We start from the raw sequence: 16,953 nt of genomic DNA, 5'->3' as shown, positions 1-16,953 counted from the left end.
CGCGTATCCCGCGTCTGTGCATGCGGGTTCCGCGAGGAACAGGCGAGTTGCGCAGAGGTTGCGTCAGGGGCGCGGGCTGCGCAGGTCCAATGGATTGCGAAAGGCGAGGCGTACGATGAGCAAAGAAGTACTGCTAGTTGTTGAGTCGGTATCCAACGAGAAGGGTGTACCGCCAGGCGTTATTTTCGAGGCGCTGGAGCTGGCTCTGGCGACTGCCACCAAGAAGCGTTTTGAGGACGAGGTCGACCTGCGCGTGTCGATCAACCGGCAGAACGGCAGCTACGAGACTTTCCGTCGCTGGACTGTAGTCGACGACTCCGAGTTCGAGGATCCGGCCTTTCAGGTGACCGAAGATATGCCGCGTGCCCTTGAGGCGGGCGCCAAGATCGGTGACGTTCTGGAAGAAAAAATCGAGTCCATCGAGTTTGGCCGCATTGCCGCGCAGACCGCCAAGCAGGTGATCGTGCAGAAGGTGCGCGAAGCTGAGCGTGCGCAAGTGGTTGATGCCTATCGCGAGCGTGTTGGCGAGATCATCTCCGGTACCGTGAAGAAGGTCACCCGTGACAGCGTTATCGTGGATCTGGGCAATAATGCCGAGGCACTGCTGGCTCGCGAGGACATCATCCCGCGCGAGACCTTCCGTGTTGGCGTGCGTCTGCGTGCCCTGCTCAAGGAAATCCGTACGGAGAACCGCGGGCCGCAGCTGATCCTGTCGCGTACCGCACCGGAAATGCTGATCGAGCTGTTCCGTATTGAGGTGCCGGAAATCGCCGAGGGTCTTATCGACGTCAAGGCGGCTTCCCGGGATCCGGGCTCGCGCGCAAAGATCGCCGTGCGCTCAAAGGACAAGCGTATCGATCCGCAGGGTGCCTGCATCGGCATGCGCGGCTCGCGTGTTCAGGCCGTCTCCGGAGAGTTGGGGGGCGAGCGTGTTGATATCGTGCTGTGGGACGACAACCCGGCGCAGTTCGTGATCAACGCCATGTCGCCCGCCGAAGTGGCGGCGATCATCGTCGACGAAGACGCCCACGCCATGGATATCGCCGTGGCCGAAGACAATCTGGCGCAGGCCATCGGCCGTGGCGGTCAGAACGTACGCCTGGCCAGCCAGCTGACCGGATGGACGCTCAATGTGATGACCGAAGCCGATATCCAGGCCAAGCAACAGGCGGAAACCGGCGACATCATGCAGTCCTTCATCGACGAGCTGGAGGTCGACGAGGAACTGGCTCAGGTTCTGGTTGAGGAAGGGTTTACCAGTCTCGAGGAGATTGCCTACGTACCCATGGAAGAAATGCTCAGCATTGATGGCTTTGACGAAGAGATCGTCAACGAGCTGCGTGCACGAGCCAAGGATCGTCTGCTGACCAAGGCGATCGCCAACGAGGAGAAGTTGGCCGATGCCCATCCGGCGGATGACCTGCTGGAAGTTGAGGGTATGGACAAAGCGCTGGCTCTGGAGCTGGCGCTGCGCGGCGTGATTACCCGTGAAGACCTGGCCGAGCAGTCGATCGACGATCTGCTCGACATCGACGGCATCGACGAAGAACGTGCCGGCAAGCTGATCATGGCCGCTCGAGCCCATTGGTTCGAGTAAGCGGTTGCGGCCTGAGGAGAAAGATGCATGACGCAAGTCACGGTGAAAGAATTGGCTCAAGTGGTCGGTACGCCGGTAGAACGTCTGCTGCAGCAGATGCGTGAAGCCGGCCTGCCCCACAAGAGCGCCGAGCAAGTAGTGACCGACAGTGAGAAACAGGCCCTGCTGGCCTACCTCAAGAGCAGTCACGGCGACCGAGTTGAAGAACCGCGCAAGATTACCTTGCAGCGCAAGACCACCAGTACCCTGCGGGTTGCTGGTAGCAAGACCATCAGCGTGGAAGTGCGCAAGAAGAAGACCTTCGTCAAGCGCAGCCCGGAAGAGCTGGAAGCTGAGAAGCAGCGCGAGCTGGAAGCGCAGCGAGCTGCCGAAGCCGAGGCCGAGCGTCTGAAGGCTGAAGAGGAAGCTAAGCGCCGCCAGGCCGAAGAAGAGGCTCGCCGTCAGGCAGAAGCTGCCGCTGCCCAGGCTGCGCCAAGCGCTCCGGCAGAGCCGGCCGAGCCGGTTGTGGCTGCGCCAGTGGTGGAAGCTGAGCGCAAGAAGGAAGAGCCGCGCCGTCCCGAGAAGGCGCGCAGCGATGATGACGAGCGCCGCGAGCGCAAGCAGGCCCATCGCCCGAACCTCAAGGAGAAGGTGCCGGCACCGCGTGTTGCTCCACGTAGCCTGGATGAGGAAAGTGACGGTTTCCGTCGTGGCGGCCGTGGCGGCAAGTCGAAAATTAAGAAGCGCAACCAGCACGGCTTCCAGGCTCCGGCCGGGCCGGTGGTGCGTGACGTGGTGATCGGCGAAACCATCACTGTGGCCGAGCTGGCCCAGCAGATGTCGATCAAGGCTGCCGAAGTCATCAAGTTCATGTTCAAGATGGGCTCGCCCGTCACGATCAACCAGGTCCTGGATCAGGAAACCGCGCAGCTGGTGGCTGAGGAGTTCGGTCACAACGTCAAGCTGGTCAGTGACAACCTGCTTGAGGAGCAACTGGCCGAGTCCTTGAAGTTCGAGGGTGAAGCCGTATCCCGTGCACCTGTTGTGACCGTGATGGGTCACGTCGACCACGGCAAGACTTCGCTGCTCGACTACATTCGTCGTGCCAAGGTGGCTTCCGGTGAGGCTGGCGGCATCACCCAGCATATCGGCGCGTACCACGTGCAGACCGACCGCGGCATGATCACTTTCCTCGACACTCCCGGCCACGCCGCGTTCACTGCGATGCGTGCCCGCGGTGCCAAGGCTACCGACATCGTCATCCTGGTGGTGGCGGCTGACGACGGAGTGATGCCGCAGACTCAAGAGGCCGTGCAGCACGCCAAGGCTGCTGGTGTGCCGATCGTTGTGGCGGTGAACAAGATCGATAAGCCCGAAGCCAACCCGGACAACATCAAGAACGGCCTGGCTGCTCTGGATGTTATTCCCGAGGAATGGGGTGGCGATGCGCCCTTCATTCATGTTTCCGCCAAGGTTGGTACCGGTATCGACGAACTGCTGGAGGCCGTGCTGCTGCAGGCCGAGGTGCTGGAACTGAAGGCTACGCCGTCGGCTCCGGGCCGGGGCGTGGTGGTTGAGTCGCGCTTGGACAAAGGCCGTGGCCCGGTGGCTACCGTGCTGGTTCAGGACGGCACCCTGCGTCAGGGCGACATGGTGCTGGTCGGCGTCAACTATGGTCGCGTGCGCGCCATGCTCGACGAGAACGGCAAGCAGATCAAGGAAGCCGGACCGGCTATCCCGGTCGAGATCCTCGGCCTGGACGGTACGCCGGAAGCCGGTGACGAAATGATGGTGGTAGCCGACGAGAAGAAAGCGCGTGAAGTGGCGCTATTCCGTCAGGGCAAGTACCGCGAGGTCAAGCTCGCTCGGGCTCACGCCGGCAAACTCGAGAATATCTTCGAGAGCATGGGCCAGGAGGAGAAGAAGACCCTCAATATCGTGCTCAAGGCTGACGTTCGTGGTTCGCTGGAGGCCCTGCAGGGCTCGCTCAGCACTCTCGGCAACGACGAGGTGCAGGTACGCGTGGTCGGCGGTGGCGTTGGTGGCATCACCGAGTCCGACGCCAACCTGGCGCTGGCCTCCAACGCTGTGCTGTTCGGCTTCAACGTCCGTGCCGATGCCGGTGCGCGCAAGATTGTCGAGTCCGAAGGCCTCGACATGCGCTACTACAACGTCATCTACGACATCATCGAGGACGTCAAGAAAGCGCTCACAGGTATGCTCGGCAGCGATGTTCGCGAGAACATCCTGGGCATCGCCGAGGTGCGCGACGTGTTCCGTTCGCCGAAGTTCGGTGCCGTGGCCGGCTGCATGGTCGTCGAGGGTACCGTCTACCGCAACCGTCCGATCCGCGTATTGCGCGAGGACGTGGTGATCTTCGAGGGCGAGTTGGAATCGCTGCGCCGCTTCAAGGACGACGTTGCCGAAGTCCGCAATGGCATGGAGTGCGGTATCGGCGTGAAGAGCTACAACGACGTCAAGGTCGGCGACAAGATCGAAGTGTTCGAGAAGGTTCAGGTGGCGCGCAGTCTGTAAGGGCGTCATGCCGATCATGCAGCGCCCGGCCCCGCTTTGCGCGGCCGGGCGTTTGCTGCTTTTGCGTCCGCCACTGGCTGCAGTGGCGGATGAAGGAAAGGTAAGTAGAAATGGCCAAAGACTATAGCCGTACCCAGCGGGTCGGCGACCAGATGCAACGCGAACTGGCGGTGCTGATCCAGCGCGAGATCAAGGATCCGCGTCTGGGCCTGGTGACCATCACTGCTGTGGAAGTGAGCCGCGACCTGTCCCATGCCAAGGTTTTTATCACCGTAATGGGCAAGGACGATCCCGAGCAGATTCTCCTGAATCTGGAAATCCTCAGTGAGGCGGCAGGCTACCTGCGCATGTTGCTGGGCAAGCTGATGAAGGTACGTAGCATTCCGCAGTTGCACTTCCACTACGATGCCAGCATTCGTCGTGGTGCCGAGCTGTCGGCACTGATCGAACGGGCCGTGGCGGAAGACCGCAGGCATCAGGACGGCGGTGAGGAGTAGGTGTGGCTCAGGTCAAACGTGTTCGCCGCAAGGTTGACGGCATCATCCTGCTCGACAAGCCTCACGGCTTTACCTCTAACGGTGCCCTGCAGAAGGTGCGTTGGCTGCTCAATGCGGAGAAAGCCGGACATACCGGTAGCCTTGATCCACTGGCAACCGGCGTGTTGCCGTTGTGTTTCGGCGAGGCGACCAAGTTCTCCCAATACCTGCTTGATGCCGACAAGGGCTACGAGACGGTTGCCCGTCTGGGGGTCACCACCAGCACTGGTGATGCCGAGGGTGAGGTAACCGGGAGTCAGCCGGTGACCGTCGGTCGCCCGGAAATCGAAGCCGCTCTGGCCGGCTTTCGCGGGAAAATCAAGCAGATACCGCCGATGTACTCAGCGTTGAAGAAGGATGGGCAGCCGCTCTACAAGCTGGCCCGTGCCGGAGAGGTAGTGGAGCGCGAAGCGCGTTCTGTTACTATTGCGCGCTTGGAGTTGCTGGCGTTCGATGGAGACCTGATCCGGTTGGCCGTCGACTGCAGCAAGGGTACCTACATTCGGACTCTGGTCGAGGATCTCGGCCAGGTGCTCGGCTGTGGCGCGCATGTCGCCGAGCTACGGCGTACCAAGGCCGGGCCTTTCGAGCTGGCCGGCACTGTAACTCTGGAGGCGCTGGAAGCAGCCCACGCCGAAGGCGGCAGTGAGGCGCTGGATCGTTTCCTGCAGCCGGTGGACAGCGGGTTGTGTGACTGGCCGTTGCTGCAGTTGTCCGAGCACAGCGCTTTCTACTGGCTGCAGGGGCAGCCGGTGAGGGCACCACAGGCACCAGCGTTTGGCATGGTGCGGGTGCAGGATCACAATGGTCGCTTTATCGGGATCGGTGAAGTGAGCGACGACGGGCGGATTGCGCCGCGTCGACTGATTCATACCGGTGCCTAGCGCCGGCGAACGTCACCGGCAACGGTGGCGTGCACGATTCGGCCAAATGGCCGAAGGTTCACTGGTGGTGTTACCACCAGTGGGCAGTTGAGGGTGGCTGTTAATAGGCATGGTCATGCCTCTTTTTAAAACACGGGGAGTGATTCCCGGCCTATTGAGACTGCTTCGGCAGTTTCCTGAATGGAGGAAGCCAACATGGCACTCAGCGTTGAAGAAAAAGCCCAGATCGTTAACGAGTTCAAGCAAGCTGAAGGCGATACCGGTAGCCCGGAAGTGCAGGTTGCCCTGCTGACCGCCAACATCAACAAGCTGCAAGGTCACTTCAAGGCCAACGGCAAGGATCACCACAGCCGTCGTGGTCTGATCCGTATGGTTAACCAGCGCCGCAAGCTGCTGGATTACCTGAAGGGTAAGGACACTACTCGTTACAGCGCCCTGATCGGTCGCCTGGGCCTGCGTCGCTAACAGACGCGAGCTGCACAAGTTGGAAGCTGGGAGTTCGCAGCGGCAAGTGGGGACAGGTTCCCGGCTTGCCGCTGCGGGCTTCCAGCTTCTGGCTTTTCGAAGGAAGCATCGGGTCCGACTCCCGTGCCGCCTTCAGATTTCCCCCAAGGCAACACAGAGAAGGAAAACACCGTGAACCCGGTAATCAAGAAATTCCAGTTCGGTCAGTCGACCGTTACCCTCGAGACGGGCCGAGTTGCCCGCCAGGCCAGCGGCGCCGTGCTGGTGAGCGTCGATAACGACGTTACCGTACTGGTCACCGTAGTCGGCGCCAAGAGCGCAGATCCGAGCAAAGGCTTTTTTCCCCTGTCCGTGCACTACCAGGAGAAGAGCTACGCCGCAGGCAAGATTCCTGGCGGCTTCTTCAAGCGTGAGGCGCGCCCGAGCGAGAAGGAAACCCTGACTTCACGCCTGATCGATCGCCCGATCCGTCCGCTCTTTCCGGAAGGCTTCCAGAACGAAGTGCAGGTTATCTGCACCGTGCTGTCCACCAGCAAGAAGACCGATCCGGACATCGCCTCGATGATCGGCACTTCGGCCGCTCTGGCCATCTCCGGGATTCCCTTCAACGGTCCGATCGGTGCAGCCCGCGTGGCTTTCCACCCGGAAACCGGTTACCTGCTGAACCCGACTTACGATCAGCTCAAGGCTTCCAGTCTGGACATGGTCGTGGCCGGCACCAAGGACGCCGTGCTGATGGTTGAATCGGAAGCCCGGGAGCTGACCGAAGACCAAATGCTGGGCGCCGTGCTGTTTGCCCATGAGGAATTCCAGGTGGCCATCAAGGCCATCGAGGAGCTGGCTGCCGAAGCCGGCAAACCGCGCTGGGACTGGACTGCGCCCACCCCGAACACCACTCTGCTGGATGCCATTCGCAGTGAGTTCGGTGAAGCCATTTCCCAGGCCTACACCATCACCGTCAAGCAGGAGCGCTATGCCCGCCTGGACGAGCTGCGTGAGCAGGTTGTAGCCCGCTTCGCCAGCGAGGAAGGCCCGAGCGCCGGTGAGGTGAAGGAAGCCTTCGGCGAGATCGAATACCGCACCGTGCGCGAGAACATCGTCAACGGCAAGCCGCGTATCGATGGCCGTGACACCCGTACCGTACGTCCGCTGCACATCGAAGTCGGCGTGCTGGACAAGACCCATGGTTCGGCGCTGTTTACCCGTGGCGAAACCCAGGCTCTGGTGGTTGCCACCCTCGGCACCGCACGCGACGCGCAGATTCTCGACACCCTTGAGGGCGAGAAGAAGGATAACTTCATGCTGCACTACAACTTCCCGCCATACTCGGTGGGCGAGTGTGGTCGCATGGGGGCTACCGGCCGTCGCGAGATCGGCCATGGCCGCCTGGCCCGTCGTGGTGTTGCTGCCATGCTGCCGAGCGCGGACGAGTTCCCGTACACCGTTCGCGTAGTCTCGGAAATCACTGAGTCCAACGGTTCGTCCTCCATGGCTTCGGTCTGTGGTGCCTCGCTGGCACTGATGGACGCTGGTGTGCCGATGAAGGCACCGGTAGCCGGTATCGCCATGGGACTGGTGAAGGAAGGCGAGAAGTTTGCCGTTCTGACCGACATCCTCGGTGACGAAGACCACCTGGGCGACATGGATTTCAAGGTTGCCGGTACCGCCAAGGGCGTCACCGCGCTGCAGATGGACATCAAGATCCAGGGCATTACCGAAGAAATCATGGAGCAGGCGCTGGAGCAGGCGCTGGAAGCCCGCCTGAACATCCTCGGTCAGATGAACCAGGTGATCAGCCAATCGCGCAGCGAACTGTCGGCCAACGCTCCGACCATGCTGGCGATGAAGATCGACCAGGACAAGATCCGTGATGTGATTGGCAAGGGCGGCGCCACCATCCGTGCCATCTGCGAAGAGACCAAGGCCTCGATCGACATCGAAGACGACGGCTCGATCAAGATCTTTGGCGAAACCAAGGAAGCGGCCGAGGCTGCCAGGCAGCGTGTACTGGCCATCACTGCGGAAGCCGAGATCGGCAAGATCTACGTCGGCAAGGTGGAGCGCATTGTCGACTTCGGTGCGTTCGTCAACATCCTGCCGGGCAAGGACGGTCTGGTGCACATCTCCATGCTGAGCGATCAGCGCGTGGAGAAGGTCACGGATGTACTGCAGGAAGGCCAGGAAGTGAAGGTTGTGGTACTGGACGTGGACAACCGCGGCCGTATCAAGCTATCGATCAAGGATGTGGCGGCAGCGGAAGCAGCTGGCGTCTGAGTCAGGCAGAAATGAAAAAGGCTCCCTCGGGAGCCTTTTTTGTTGCCTGTAGGCCGGGGTTAGCCCTGCGTGACTGCCTCCGTGGAGTCTGTCCAACCGCCACCGAGGGCCTTATACAGCTCCACTTCACTGTTGAGTTGGGCCAGGCGGTCGATGATCGCCTGCTGGCGCACGGTGAACAGTTGGCGCTGTGCATCGAGCAGTGCCAGGTAGCTGTCGACGCCGGTTCGGTAGCGTCGCTCGGCCAGCTCGTAGTAAGTCTCGGTGGTGGCAAGCAGGGCGCTTTGAGCCTCCAGTTGCTGACGGTAGGTGGTGCGAGCAGCCAGACGATCCGCGACTTCCTGGAAGGCTACCTGGATCGCCTGTTCGTACTGCGCCACGCGGATGTCCTTCTGCAGCTCGGCATAGTCGAGGTTGGCACGCAGGCGACCAGCGTTGAAGATCGGCAAGCTGATCTGTGGCTGGAACAGCCAGGTGCCGGAGCCGCTGTCGAACAGGCCGGATAGCTGGGTACTGGTGGTGCCGGCGTTGGCGGTCAGGCTGATGCTGGGGAAGAACGCCGCGCGGGCCGCACCGATATTGGCGTTGGCCGCCTTCAACTGATATTCGGCCTGGAGCAAGTCCGGACGACGTTGCAGCAGCTCGGCGGGCAGGCCGGCAGGCACCGTTTCGAGAATTTCCGTTTCCAGCGCCAGTCCCTGCGGCAGGTCGGCAGGTACGGCAGTGCCGAGTAAGAGAGCAAGGGCGTTGCGGCTCTGTTCGGTCTGGCGCTGGTACTGCGCCAGGCTTACCCGGGCGCTGTCTACTGCGCTGCGCGCCTGGCTCAGGGTCAGGGCATCGGCAACGCCGACGTCGAAGCTGCGCTGAGTCAGTTGATAGCTTTCCTCGAAGGTCTTCAGGGTGTCCTGGGTCAGTTGCAGCAGTGCCTGATTGGCCTGCCACTGCAGGTAGGCGTTGGCCACGCTGGCTATCAGACTGATCTGCGTGCTGCGCGCTGCCTGTTCGGTGGCCAGATACTGCTGCAGGGCCTGTTCGCTGAGGCTGCGGATACGGCCGAAGAAGTCCAACTCCCAGGCACTGACGCCCAGTGTCGCGCTGTATTGACCGCTGGTCTGCGCTTCGCCGGTCGGGCTCAGATCCGCCGGCAGGCGCTGGCGGGTGCCGCTGCCGTTGGCCGAGACCGAAGGCAGCAGGTCGGCGCGCTGGATGCGGTACAGCGCGCGGTAGGCCTCGACGTTCAGTGCGGCGACGCGCAGGTCGCGGTTGTTCTCCAGCGCTACCTGTACCAGTTGCTGCAGGGCCGGATCACGGAAGAACTCGCGCCATTGCAGATCGGCCGCGGAGCGGCTGCCTTCGCTGGCGGCGCTGCCATAAGCTGTGCCTTGCGGCCAGTCGGCTGCGACCGGGGCTTCCGGCCGCTGATAGTCAGGGATCAGGCTGCAACCACTAAGTAGAGCGGTGGCTACGGCCAGGGACAACAGGGACTGCCTCATTGCAGTGCCTCCTTTTCATTTGCGCCAGTCTGCTCGGGGCGTTTCCTCTCGAACAGCGAGCAGACCACCACGTAGAACAACGGGATCCAGAAAATTGCCAGCACCAGGGCGCTGAGCATGCCGCCGATTACCCCGGTTCCGATGGCATGCTTGCTGCCAGCGCCGGCACCACTGGCGATGGCCAGCGGCAGCACGCCGAGAATGAACGCCAGCGAGGTCATCACGATTGGTCGCAGACGCATACGACAGGCCTCCAGAGCCGCGTCGGCCAGGTTTCTGCCTTGTTCGTACTGGGCTTTGGCGAATTCCACGATAAGAATCGCGTTACGCGCAGACAGGCCAATCGTGGTGAGCAGGCCGACCTGGAAGAACACGTCGTTGGACAGGCCGCGACCATAGGTCGCCAGCAGCGCGCCGATAATCCCCAGTGGTACCACCAGCATCACCGAGAAGGGGATCGACCAGCTCTCGTACAGCGCTGCCAGGCAGAGGAACACCACCAGCAGGGAAATGGCATACAGCGCTGGGGCCTGGGCACCCGACAGGCGTTCCTCATAGGACAGGCCGGTCCAGGCGTAACCCACGCCCTCGGGCATCTGTGAGGCGATTTCCTCGACTGCGGCCATGGCGTCGCCCGAGCTGTAACCGGGGGCTGGCGCACCGAGAATCTCCACCGCCGAGACACCGTTGTAGCGTGACAGCTTGGGCGGCCCGTAGACCCATTCGCCGCTGGCGAAGGCGCTGAACGGAACCATCTGTCCGGCATTGTTTCGTACGTGCCACTTGTTCAGGTCTTCCGGCGTCATGCGAGATTCCGGAATACCTTGCAGGTAGACCTTCTTCACCCGGCCGCGGTCGATGAAGTCGTTGACGTAGCTGGCGCCCCAGCCAATCGACAGGGTGCTGTTGATATCCGCCAGCGACAGGCCGAGGGCACGGGCGCGTTCGTCGTCGATCAACAGTTGGTATTGCGGTTCGTCGCGCAGGCCGTTGGCGCGCACGCTGTCCAGTACCGGATGGGCATTGGCCAGCTGCAGGAACTTGTCGCGCGCTTCGTTGAGTACCTCATGACCGACGCCCGCCTGATCCTGAAGGAACAGGTTGAAGCCGGTGGCATTGCCCAGCTCCATCACCGCCGGGGGGGCGAAGGCGAACACCAGGGCGTCGCGGAAACTGAAGAAATGCTGTTGCGCACGCCGGGCTAGCGCCGCAACGCTGTTTTGCTCGCCCGGACGCTCTGCCCAGGGCTTGAGCATGATAAACGCCATGCCCGAGCTCTGACCGCGACCGGCAAAGTTGAAGCCGGTGACGGTGAACACGGATTTAACCGTATCGCTTTCCTCTTCCAGCAGGTAAGTACGCATCTTGTCCACCACCACCTGGGTTCGCTCGGCGCTCGAACCAGCAGGGGTCTGCACCTGGGCGAACAGCACGCCTTGGTCCTCCTCGGGCAGGAAGGCGGTGGGGATGCGGGTGAACATCCACATCATCACGCCGACGATCACCAGGTACAGCAGGACGTACGGCGCCTTGCGCCGCAGCATGGCCGCGACGCCGTGCTGGTAGGCGTTGCTGCCGCGCTCGAAGGTGCGATTGAACCAGCCGAAGAAACCACGCTTGGCATCGTGGTGTTCGCCGTCAATGGGCTTGAGCAGTGTGGCGCACAGTGCCGGGGTGAAGATCAGTGCCACCAGCACGGAGAGGCTCATGGCCGAGACAATGGTGATGGAGAACTGCCGGTAGATCACCCCGGTAGAACCACCGAAGAAGGCCATTGGCAGGAACACTGCCGACAGTACCAGAGCGATACCGACCAGAGCGCCCTGGATCTGCCCCATGGACTTGCGCGTGGCTTCGCGCGGCGACAGGCCGTCCTCACGCATCACCCGTTCGACGTTTTCCACGACGACGATAGCGTCATCCACCAGCAGACCGATGGCCAGCACCATGGCGAACATGGTCAGGGTGTTGATGGAGAAGCCGAAGGCCGCCAGTACGCCGAAGGTGCCAAGTAGTACCACCGGTACCGCCAGGGTGGGGATGATTGTGGCCCGAAGGTTCTGCAGGAACAGGAACATCACCAGGAACACCAGAATGATAGCCTCGAACAGGGTTTGTACCACCCCTTCGATGGAGGCCGAGATTACCGGCGTGGTGTCGTACGGATAGACCACTTCCACGCCCGGAGGGAAGAAGGGTTCCAGAGAAGCGATGGTTTCGCGCACTGCTTTGGCAGTATCCAGCGCATTGGCACCGGTAGCCAGTTTGATCGCCAGGCCGGAAGCCGGCATGCCGTTGTACAGGGCGTTGATGGCGTAGTTCTCACCACCCAGCTCGACTTTGGCGACATCGCCTAGGCGTACCTGCGAACCGTCGTTGTTGACCTTCAGCAGGATGTTGCGAAATTCCTCCGGGGTTTGCAGGCGGGTCTTGCCGATGATGGTGGCGTTGAGCTGGTTGCCGGGGGCCGCTGGCAGACCGCCGAATTGTCCGGAGGATACCTGTACGTTCTGCGCCTGAATCGCGCTCCTTACATCCACCGGAGTCAGCTGGACGCTGTTGAGCTTGGCCGGATCCAGCCAAATACGCATGGCATACTGAGCGCCGAACACCTGGAAGTCACCGACACCCTTGGTTCGCGAGATTGGATCCTGCAGATTGGAAACGATGTAGTTGGCCAGGTCATCCTTGGTCATGCCACCATCGGTGGAAACCAGGCCGATGACCATCAGGAAGTTCTTCACCGACTTGGTTACGCGGATACCCTGTTGCTGGACTTCCTGCGGTAGCAGCGGTGTGGCCAGTTGCAGTTTGTTCTGCACCTGCACCTGGGCGATGTCCGGGTTGACCCCTTGCTCGAAGGTCACGTTGATCGACATGCTGCCGTCGGAGTTGCTCTCCGAACTGATGTAGCGCAGGCCGTCAATACCGTTGAGCTGTTGCTCGATCACCTGTACCACGGTGTCCTGAACCGTCTGCGCCGAGGCACCCGGGTAGCTCACCTGGATGCCCACAGCTGGTGGAGCAATGCTTGGATACTGGTTGATTGGCAACTTGAGGATAGACAGGCCGCCGGCCAGCATGATCACCAATGCAATCACCCAGGCGAAGATCGGCCGGTCGATAAAAAACTTGGACATTCAGCGATTCTCCGTTTAGCCCTGGCCATTGGTCGGCTTATCGCCTGACGCTGTGGTGTCGTTGTTCACGTTGCTCGCCGGCTCTGCCTTGACCTTAATGCCAGGCTGGATGAATTGCAGACCTTCGGTGATCAGTCGGTCACCTTCGTTCAAACCTTCGAGGATCAGCCAGTTGTTGCCGGCGGTACGCTCGGCCTTGAGCACGCGCAGCTCGACCTTCTCGTCGGCGCCGACGACCAGGGCGGTAGGTTCTCCGCGGGGGTTGCGGGTTACACCCTGTTGCGGAGCAAGAATTGCCTGCTCACGCACGCCCGATTGCAGTTGGGCGTGTACGAACATGCCCGGCAGCAAGAGATGATCGGGATTGGGGAATACTGCGCGCAGAGTGACCGAGCCGGTACCTTCATCCACTGCTACCTCAGAGAATTCCAAGGTGCCCGGGTGCTCGTAGAGACTGCCATCTTCCAGTTTCAAAGTGACCCGGGCAGAGCCGTCTGCGGCCTGTTGCAGGCGGCCTTCGGCCAGTTCACGGCGTAGACGCAGCAACTCCTTGCTGGATTGGGTGACATCGACATAGATCGGATCGAGTTGCTGAATGGTGGCCAGAGCGGCCGCCTGACCGTTGCTAACCAGTGCACCTTCAGTCACCGCGGAACGGCCGATGCGACCAGCAATAGGCGCCAGGACGCGGGTGTAGCGCAGATCGATGCGAGCTTGCTCAAGCGCTGCCTCGGCCTGCAGGCTGGCAGCGCGAGCTTCGTCGTAGGCCTGTTGGCTGACGGCCTTGTCGGCAACCAGCAGCTTGTAACGATCAGCCAGGGCCTTGGCCGAGATCTGTGTGGCCTGAGCGCTCTTGAATGCGGCCTCGTAACTGGACGGATCGATCTGATACAGCTGTTGACCAGCCTTGACCTCGCTGCCCTCGGTGAACAGGCGCTTCTGGATAATGCCGTTGACCTGTGGGCGTACCTCGGCGATGCGGTAGGCGCTGGTGCGCCCGGGTACTTCGCTGGTCAGGGTATAGGGCTGTGCCTTCAGGGTGACGATGCCTACTTGAGGTGTCTGCTGAGGCGGTGGGGTGCTTTCTTCCTTACAGCCGGCGAGGCTGAGAAACAGCACCGTGGCGACAGAAACCCAGGCGGCAAGGACTGGCTTCGAATGCATCTGAGAACCTCGTTTTAGTGAATCCGGGCCCGAAGGGCTAAGAGTGCAAAGGCGGGATAAGGGATCAGAGAGGAATATACTTACATGCATGAATGTTTGTAAATGAATAACCATGCCTGCATACTCACACATGTCCCTCTTTACCAAGAATTTACAGTCAGGTGGAGTCAGGTAGGTAGATGGCCAGAAGAACCAAAGAGCAGGCGCAGGAAACTCGAGTGCAGATTCTGGACGCTGCCGAGCAGGTATTTTATGCCCAAGGCGTCTCGCGAGCCTCTCTGGGAGAAGTGGCAAGGGTAGCAGGGGTCAGCCGGGGCGCCATCTATTGGCATTTCGAGAACAAGATCGATTTGTTCCAGGCCATGCTTGACCGTCTGCGTTTGCCGCTGGAGGAACTGGCGCGTGCCAGCGAAAGCGAGGATGAGCCTGATCCTTTGGGCTGCATGCGCGAATTGCTGATCTGTGCACTCACCCGTCTGGCTGAGGATACGCAGAGCCGCCGTATCCATGACATCCTGCGCTACAAGTGCGAATACAGTGGTGAGCTACTCGGTTTGCGCGATCGTATGCAGGAATTGGCTCGTGAATGCGACCAGCGCATCGCCAAGGCATTGAGCAACGCTGTGAGCCGTGGGCAGTTGCCGACCGATCTGGACTGCCGGAGTGCAGCCGTCTGTTTGCATGCCTACATGGAGGGCATCGAGAGTCACTGGCTGCTGGCGGCAGATTTCGATCTGGCAGGGCAGGCTGCCTCACTGGTAGATGCTGCGCTCGACATGCTGCGCAACAGCCCGGCGTTGCGCAGCCAGGCCGATTAGGTTTCAGAACCCTTCGAGCACGATCTTGCCTTTCGCCTTGCCGCTTTCCAGCAGTGCATGGGCGCGGCGCAGGTTGGAGGCCTCGATGCGGCCGAAATGCTCACCGAGGGTGGTTCTGATCACGCCGCTGTCGACCAGTTCGGAGACCCGTTGCAGCAGCCGATGCTGCTCGATCATGTCGGCGGTCTGGTATAGCGAGCGGGTGAACATCAGTTCCCAGTGCAGCGACAGGCTCTTGCGCTTGAGCTGCATCACGTCCAGCGGTTGCAGCGGGTCATCGATCAGCGCCAGGCGGCCCTGCGGCAGCAGGCACTCGATCAGTTGAGCGTAGTGCTGATCGGTCTGGGTCAGGCTGGCGACATGGGTGACCTGGCCGACACCGACGCGCGCCAGTTCCTCGCTCAGCGGCTTGCTGTGATCGATCACGTGATGCGCACCCAGCTCGCGGACCCAGGCCTGGGTTTCCGGACGCGAGGCGGTGCCGATCACGGTCAGGCCGGTCAGGCGCCGCGCCAGTTGAGTGAGGATCGAACCGACACCCCCGGCGGCACCGACGATCAGCAGGCTCTGGCCCTGATCGGCCGAACCTTCGGCGATCTGCAGACGCTCGAACAGCAGTTCCCAGGCGGTGATGGCCGTCAGCGGCAGCGCTGCCGCTTCGGCGAACGACAGGCTGGCGGGCATGGCGCCGACGATGCGTTCATCGACCAGGTGCAGCTCGCTGTTGGCCCCGGCACGGTCGATGGCACCGGCATAGAACACCCGGTCGCCGGGGTGGAACAGGCTCACTGCACTGCCCACCGCCTTGACCACACCGGCAGCGTCCCAGCCGAGTACCTTGGCTGCGCCGTTCTCCGGGGTGACGCCCAGGCGGATCTTGGTGTCGACCGGGTTGACCGAAATCGCTCGAATCTCCACCAGCAGGTCGTGCGGCCCAGGGGAGGGGGCATCCAGTTGCACGTCCAGCAAGGCTTCGGGATGGTCGGCCGGAAGGGATTGGTAGTAGGCGACGGCTTTCATGCTAGGGCTCCTCTAGTGGATTCAGGCAACGCATTCATGGTCATCCGTTCTGCTGGTTGAAAAAATCGCCTGCCGGTAGAGTCTCTTTCATCATTATTTTGAAAGTGAGTCGCCCCATGCTGCGTTTCGATGACCTACAACTCTTCGTGCGCACTGCCGAAACCGGCAGCCTGTCGGCTGCGGCGCGGCTACTCGACGTATCGCCGGCGGTGGCCAGCGCCGCGCTCAAGCGTCTCGAGCAACAACTGCAGGTGCGCCTGCTGGCGCGTTCGACGCGCAGCCTGCGCCTGACGCCCGAGGGTGAGCTGTATCTGGTCCACGCCCGCCTGGCCTTGCAGAGCCTGGAGGAGGGGCGCCAGCAACTGGCCGGCAGCCAGGACGGCATTCGTGGCGTGCTGCAGCTGTCGGCACCCTCGGACTTCGGCCGTAACACGTTGCTGTCCTGGCTGGACGAGTTCCAGGGCGAGCATCCGCAACTGCAGCTGCGCCTGCTGCTGGCCGACCGTGTCGCCGATCTGTTCCGCGAGCCGGTGGATATCGCCCTGCGCTATGGCGCGCCGGAAGACTCCAGCCTGGTGGCCCTGCCGGTGGCGCCGGACAACCGCCGGGTTCTTTGCGCTTCGCCGGCCTATCTGGCCAAGCACGGCGCGCCGCATACGGTGGAGGATCTGCGCCAGCACAACTGCCTGCTGTACATGCTGCACGGTCGCGTGCATGACCGCTGGCGCTTTCAGGACGGCAAGCGCGAGGTGGTCATGAGCGTTGCCGGCAACCGGGTGTGCGACGATGCCGATGTCACCCGGCGCTGGGCCGTGGCCGGGCAGGGCGTGGTGTACAAGTCCTGGCTGGACGTGGCCGACGACGTGCGGGAGGGGCGGCTGCAGGTGCTGCTGCCCGCCTGGTTGGGCGAGCCGACGCCGCTGTATCTGGTCTGTGCGCACCGCGCTCAGCTGAGCAAGGCGGTGCATCTGCTGCGCGAGTTCCTCCAGTTGCGCTGCGGGACCCTGCTGGCCGCGGCGCCCTGGCGTTGACGATAAAGTGCCGGGCG

At 61.9% G+C, this 16,953-nt stretch carries 12 protein-coding genes; 8 read left to right on the top strand and 4 right to left on the bottom strand.

Annotated features, from left to right (window positions below; all coding sequences use genetic code 11):
• The first annotated feature begins 115 nt into the window (after positions 1–115).
• The 6 genes from nusA to pnp all read left to right on the top strand — a co-directional run bounded on the left by nusA (position 116) and on the right by pnp (position 8,270).
• On the top strand, positions 116–1,597 hold the full coding sequence (nusA, locus tag NCCP436_RS08520) for a transcription termination factor NusA (RefSeq protein ID WP_220803563.1): 1,482 nt from the start codon (positions 116–118) through the stop codon (positions 1,595–1,597).
• A 27-nt stretch (positions 1,598–1,624) separates the two neighbouring features.
• The gene (gene infB, locus NCCP436_RS08515) at positions 1,625–4,111 is read left to right on the top strand and encodes a translation initiation factor IF-2 (protein WP_220803562.1); all 2,487 of its coding nucleotides are present in this window, start codon (positions 1,625–1,627) and stop codon (positions 4,109–4,111) included.
• Positions 4,112–4,221: 110 nt separating this feature from the next.
• Positions 4,222–4,608: a 30S ribosome-binding factor RbfA gene (gene rbfA / locus NCCP436_RS08510; protein WP_220803561.1), complete on the top strand. Its 387-nt coding sequence runs from the start codon at positions 4,222–4,224 to the stop codon at positions 4,606–4,608.
• Between the two features lie 2 nt (positions 4,609–4,610).
• Positions 4,611–5,531, top strand: coding sequence for a tRNA pseudouridine(55) synthase TruB (gene truB / locus NCCP436_RS08505; protein ID WP_220803560.1), 921 nt, complete (start codon positions 4,611–4,613; stop codon positions 5,529–5,531).
• 195 nt (positions 5,532–5,726) lie between these two features.
• Positions 5,727–5,996 carry a 30S ribosomal protein S15 gene (gene rpsO / locus NCCP436_RS08500; RefSeq protein WP_220803559.1) on the top strand — a complete coding sequence of 90 codons (270 nt, stop codon included), beginning with the start codon at positions 5,727–5,729 and terminating at the stop codon, positions 5,994–5,996.
• Positions 5,997–6,167: 171 nt separating this feature from the next.
• Complete coding sequence (gene pnp / locus NCCP436_RS08495) at positions 6,168–8,270, top strand: polyribonucleotide nucleotidyltransferase (protein ID WP_220803558.1); 2,103 nt, start codon at positions 6,168–6,170, stop codon at positions 8,268–8,270.
• A 59-nt stretch (positions 8,271–8,329) separates the two neighbouring features.
• Here pnp and adeC read toward each other — a convergent pair whose 3' ends face one another.
• From adeC to NCCP436_RS08480, 3 genes are read right to left on the bottom strand one after another with little or no spacing between them, the layout of a single operon-like run.
• Positions 8,330–9,763, bottom strand: a complete 1,434-nt coding sequence (gene adeC / locus NCCP436_RS08490) for an AdeC/AdeK/OprM family multidrug efflux complex outer membrane factor (protein WP_220803557.1) — start codon at positions 9,761–9,763, stop codon at positions 8,330–8,332.
• Positions 9,760–12,903, bottom strand: a complete 3,144-nt coding sequence (locus NCCP436_RS08485; RefSeq protein ID WP_220803556.1) for an efflux RND transporter permease subunit — start codon at positions 12,901–12,903, stop codon at positions 9,760–9,762. The genes adeC and NCCP436_RS08485 overlap by 4 nt, the downstream gene beginning before the upstream one ends.
• A gap of 15 nt (positions 12,904–12,918) precedes the next feature.
• Positions 12,919–14,067, bottom strand: coding sequence for an efflux RND transporter periplasmic adaptor subunit (locus NCCP436_RS08480; protein WP_220803555.1), 1,149 nt, complete (start codon positions 14,065–14,067; stop codon positions 12,919–12,921).
• 179 nt (positions 14,068–14,246) lie between these two features.
• Between NCCP436_RS08480 and NCCP436_RS08475 the strand changes: the two genes are divergently transcribed.
• Positions 14,247–14,885 (top strand): TetR family transcriptional regulator, encoded by a 639-nt coding sequence (locus NCCP436_RS08475; RefSeq protein ID WP_220803554.1) that lies wholly within the window; start codon positions 14,247–14,249, stop codon positions 14,883–14,885.
• Positions 14,886–14,888: 3 nt separating this feature from the next.
• On the opposite strand, the gene NCCP436_RS08470 is transcribed toward NCCP436_RS08475, so the two are convergent.
• Positions 14,889–15,905, bottom strand: a complete 1,017-nt coding sequence (locus NCCP436_RS08470; RefSeq protein ID WP_220803553.1) for a zinc-binding alcohol dehydrogenase family protein — start codon at positions 15,903–15,905, stop codon at positions 14,889–14,891.
• Positions 15,906–16,021: 116 nt separating this feature from the next.
• Here NCCP436_RS08470 and NCCP436_RS08465 point away from each other — a divergent pair, with 116 nt between their 5' ends.
• Complete coding sequence (locus NCCP436_RS08465) at positions 16,022–16,936, top strand: LysR family transcriptional regulator (protein WP_220803552.1); 915 nt, start codon at positions 16,022–16,024, stop codon at positions 16,934–16,936.
• Positions 16,937–16,953 lie beyond the last annotated feature (17 nt).

Origin of the sequence: Pseudomonas sp. NCCP-436 (assembly GCF_019656335.1) — a bacterium.
Taxonomy (GTDB): Bacteria; Pseudomonadota; Gammaproteobacteria; order Pseudomonadales; family Pseudomonadaceae; genus Aquipseudomonas.
Note: the sequence above shows the minus strand (reverse complement) of the source record. Positions and strands in the feature narration are given on the sequence as shown.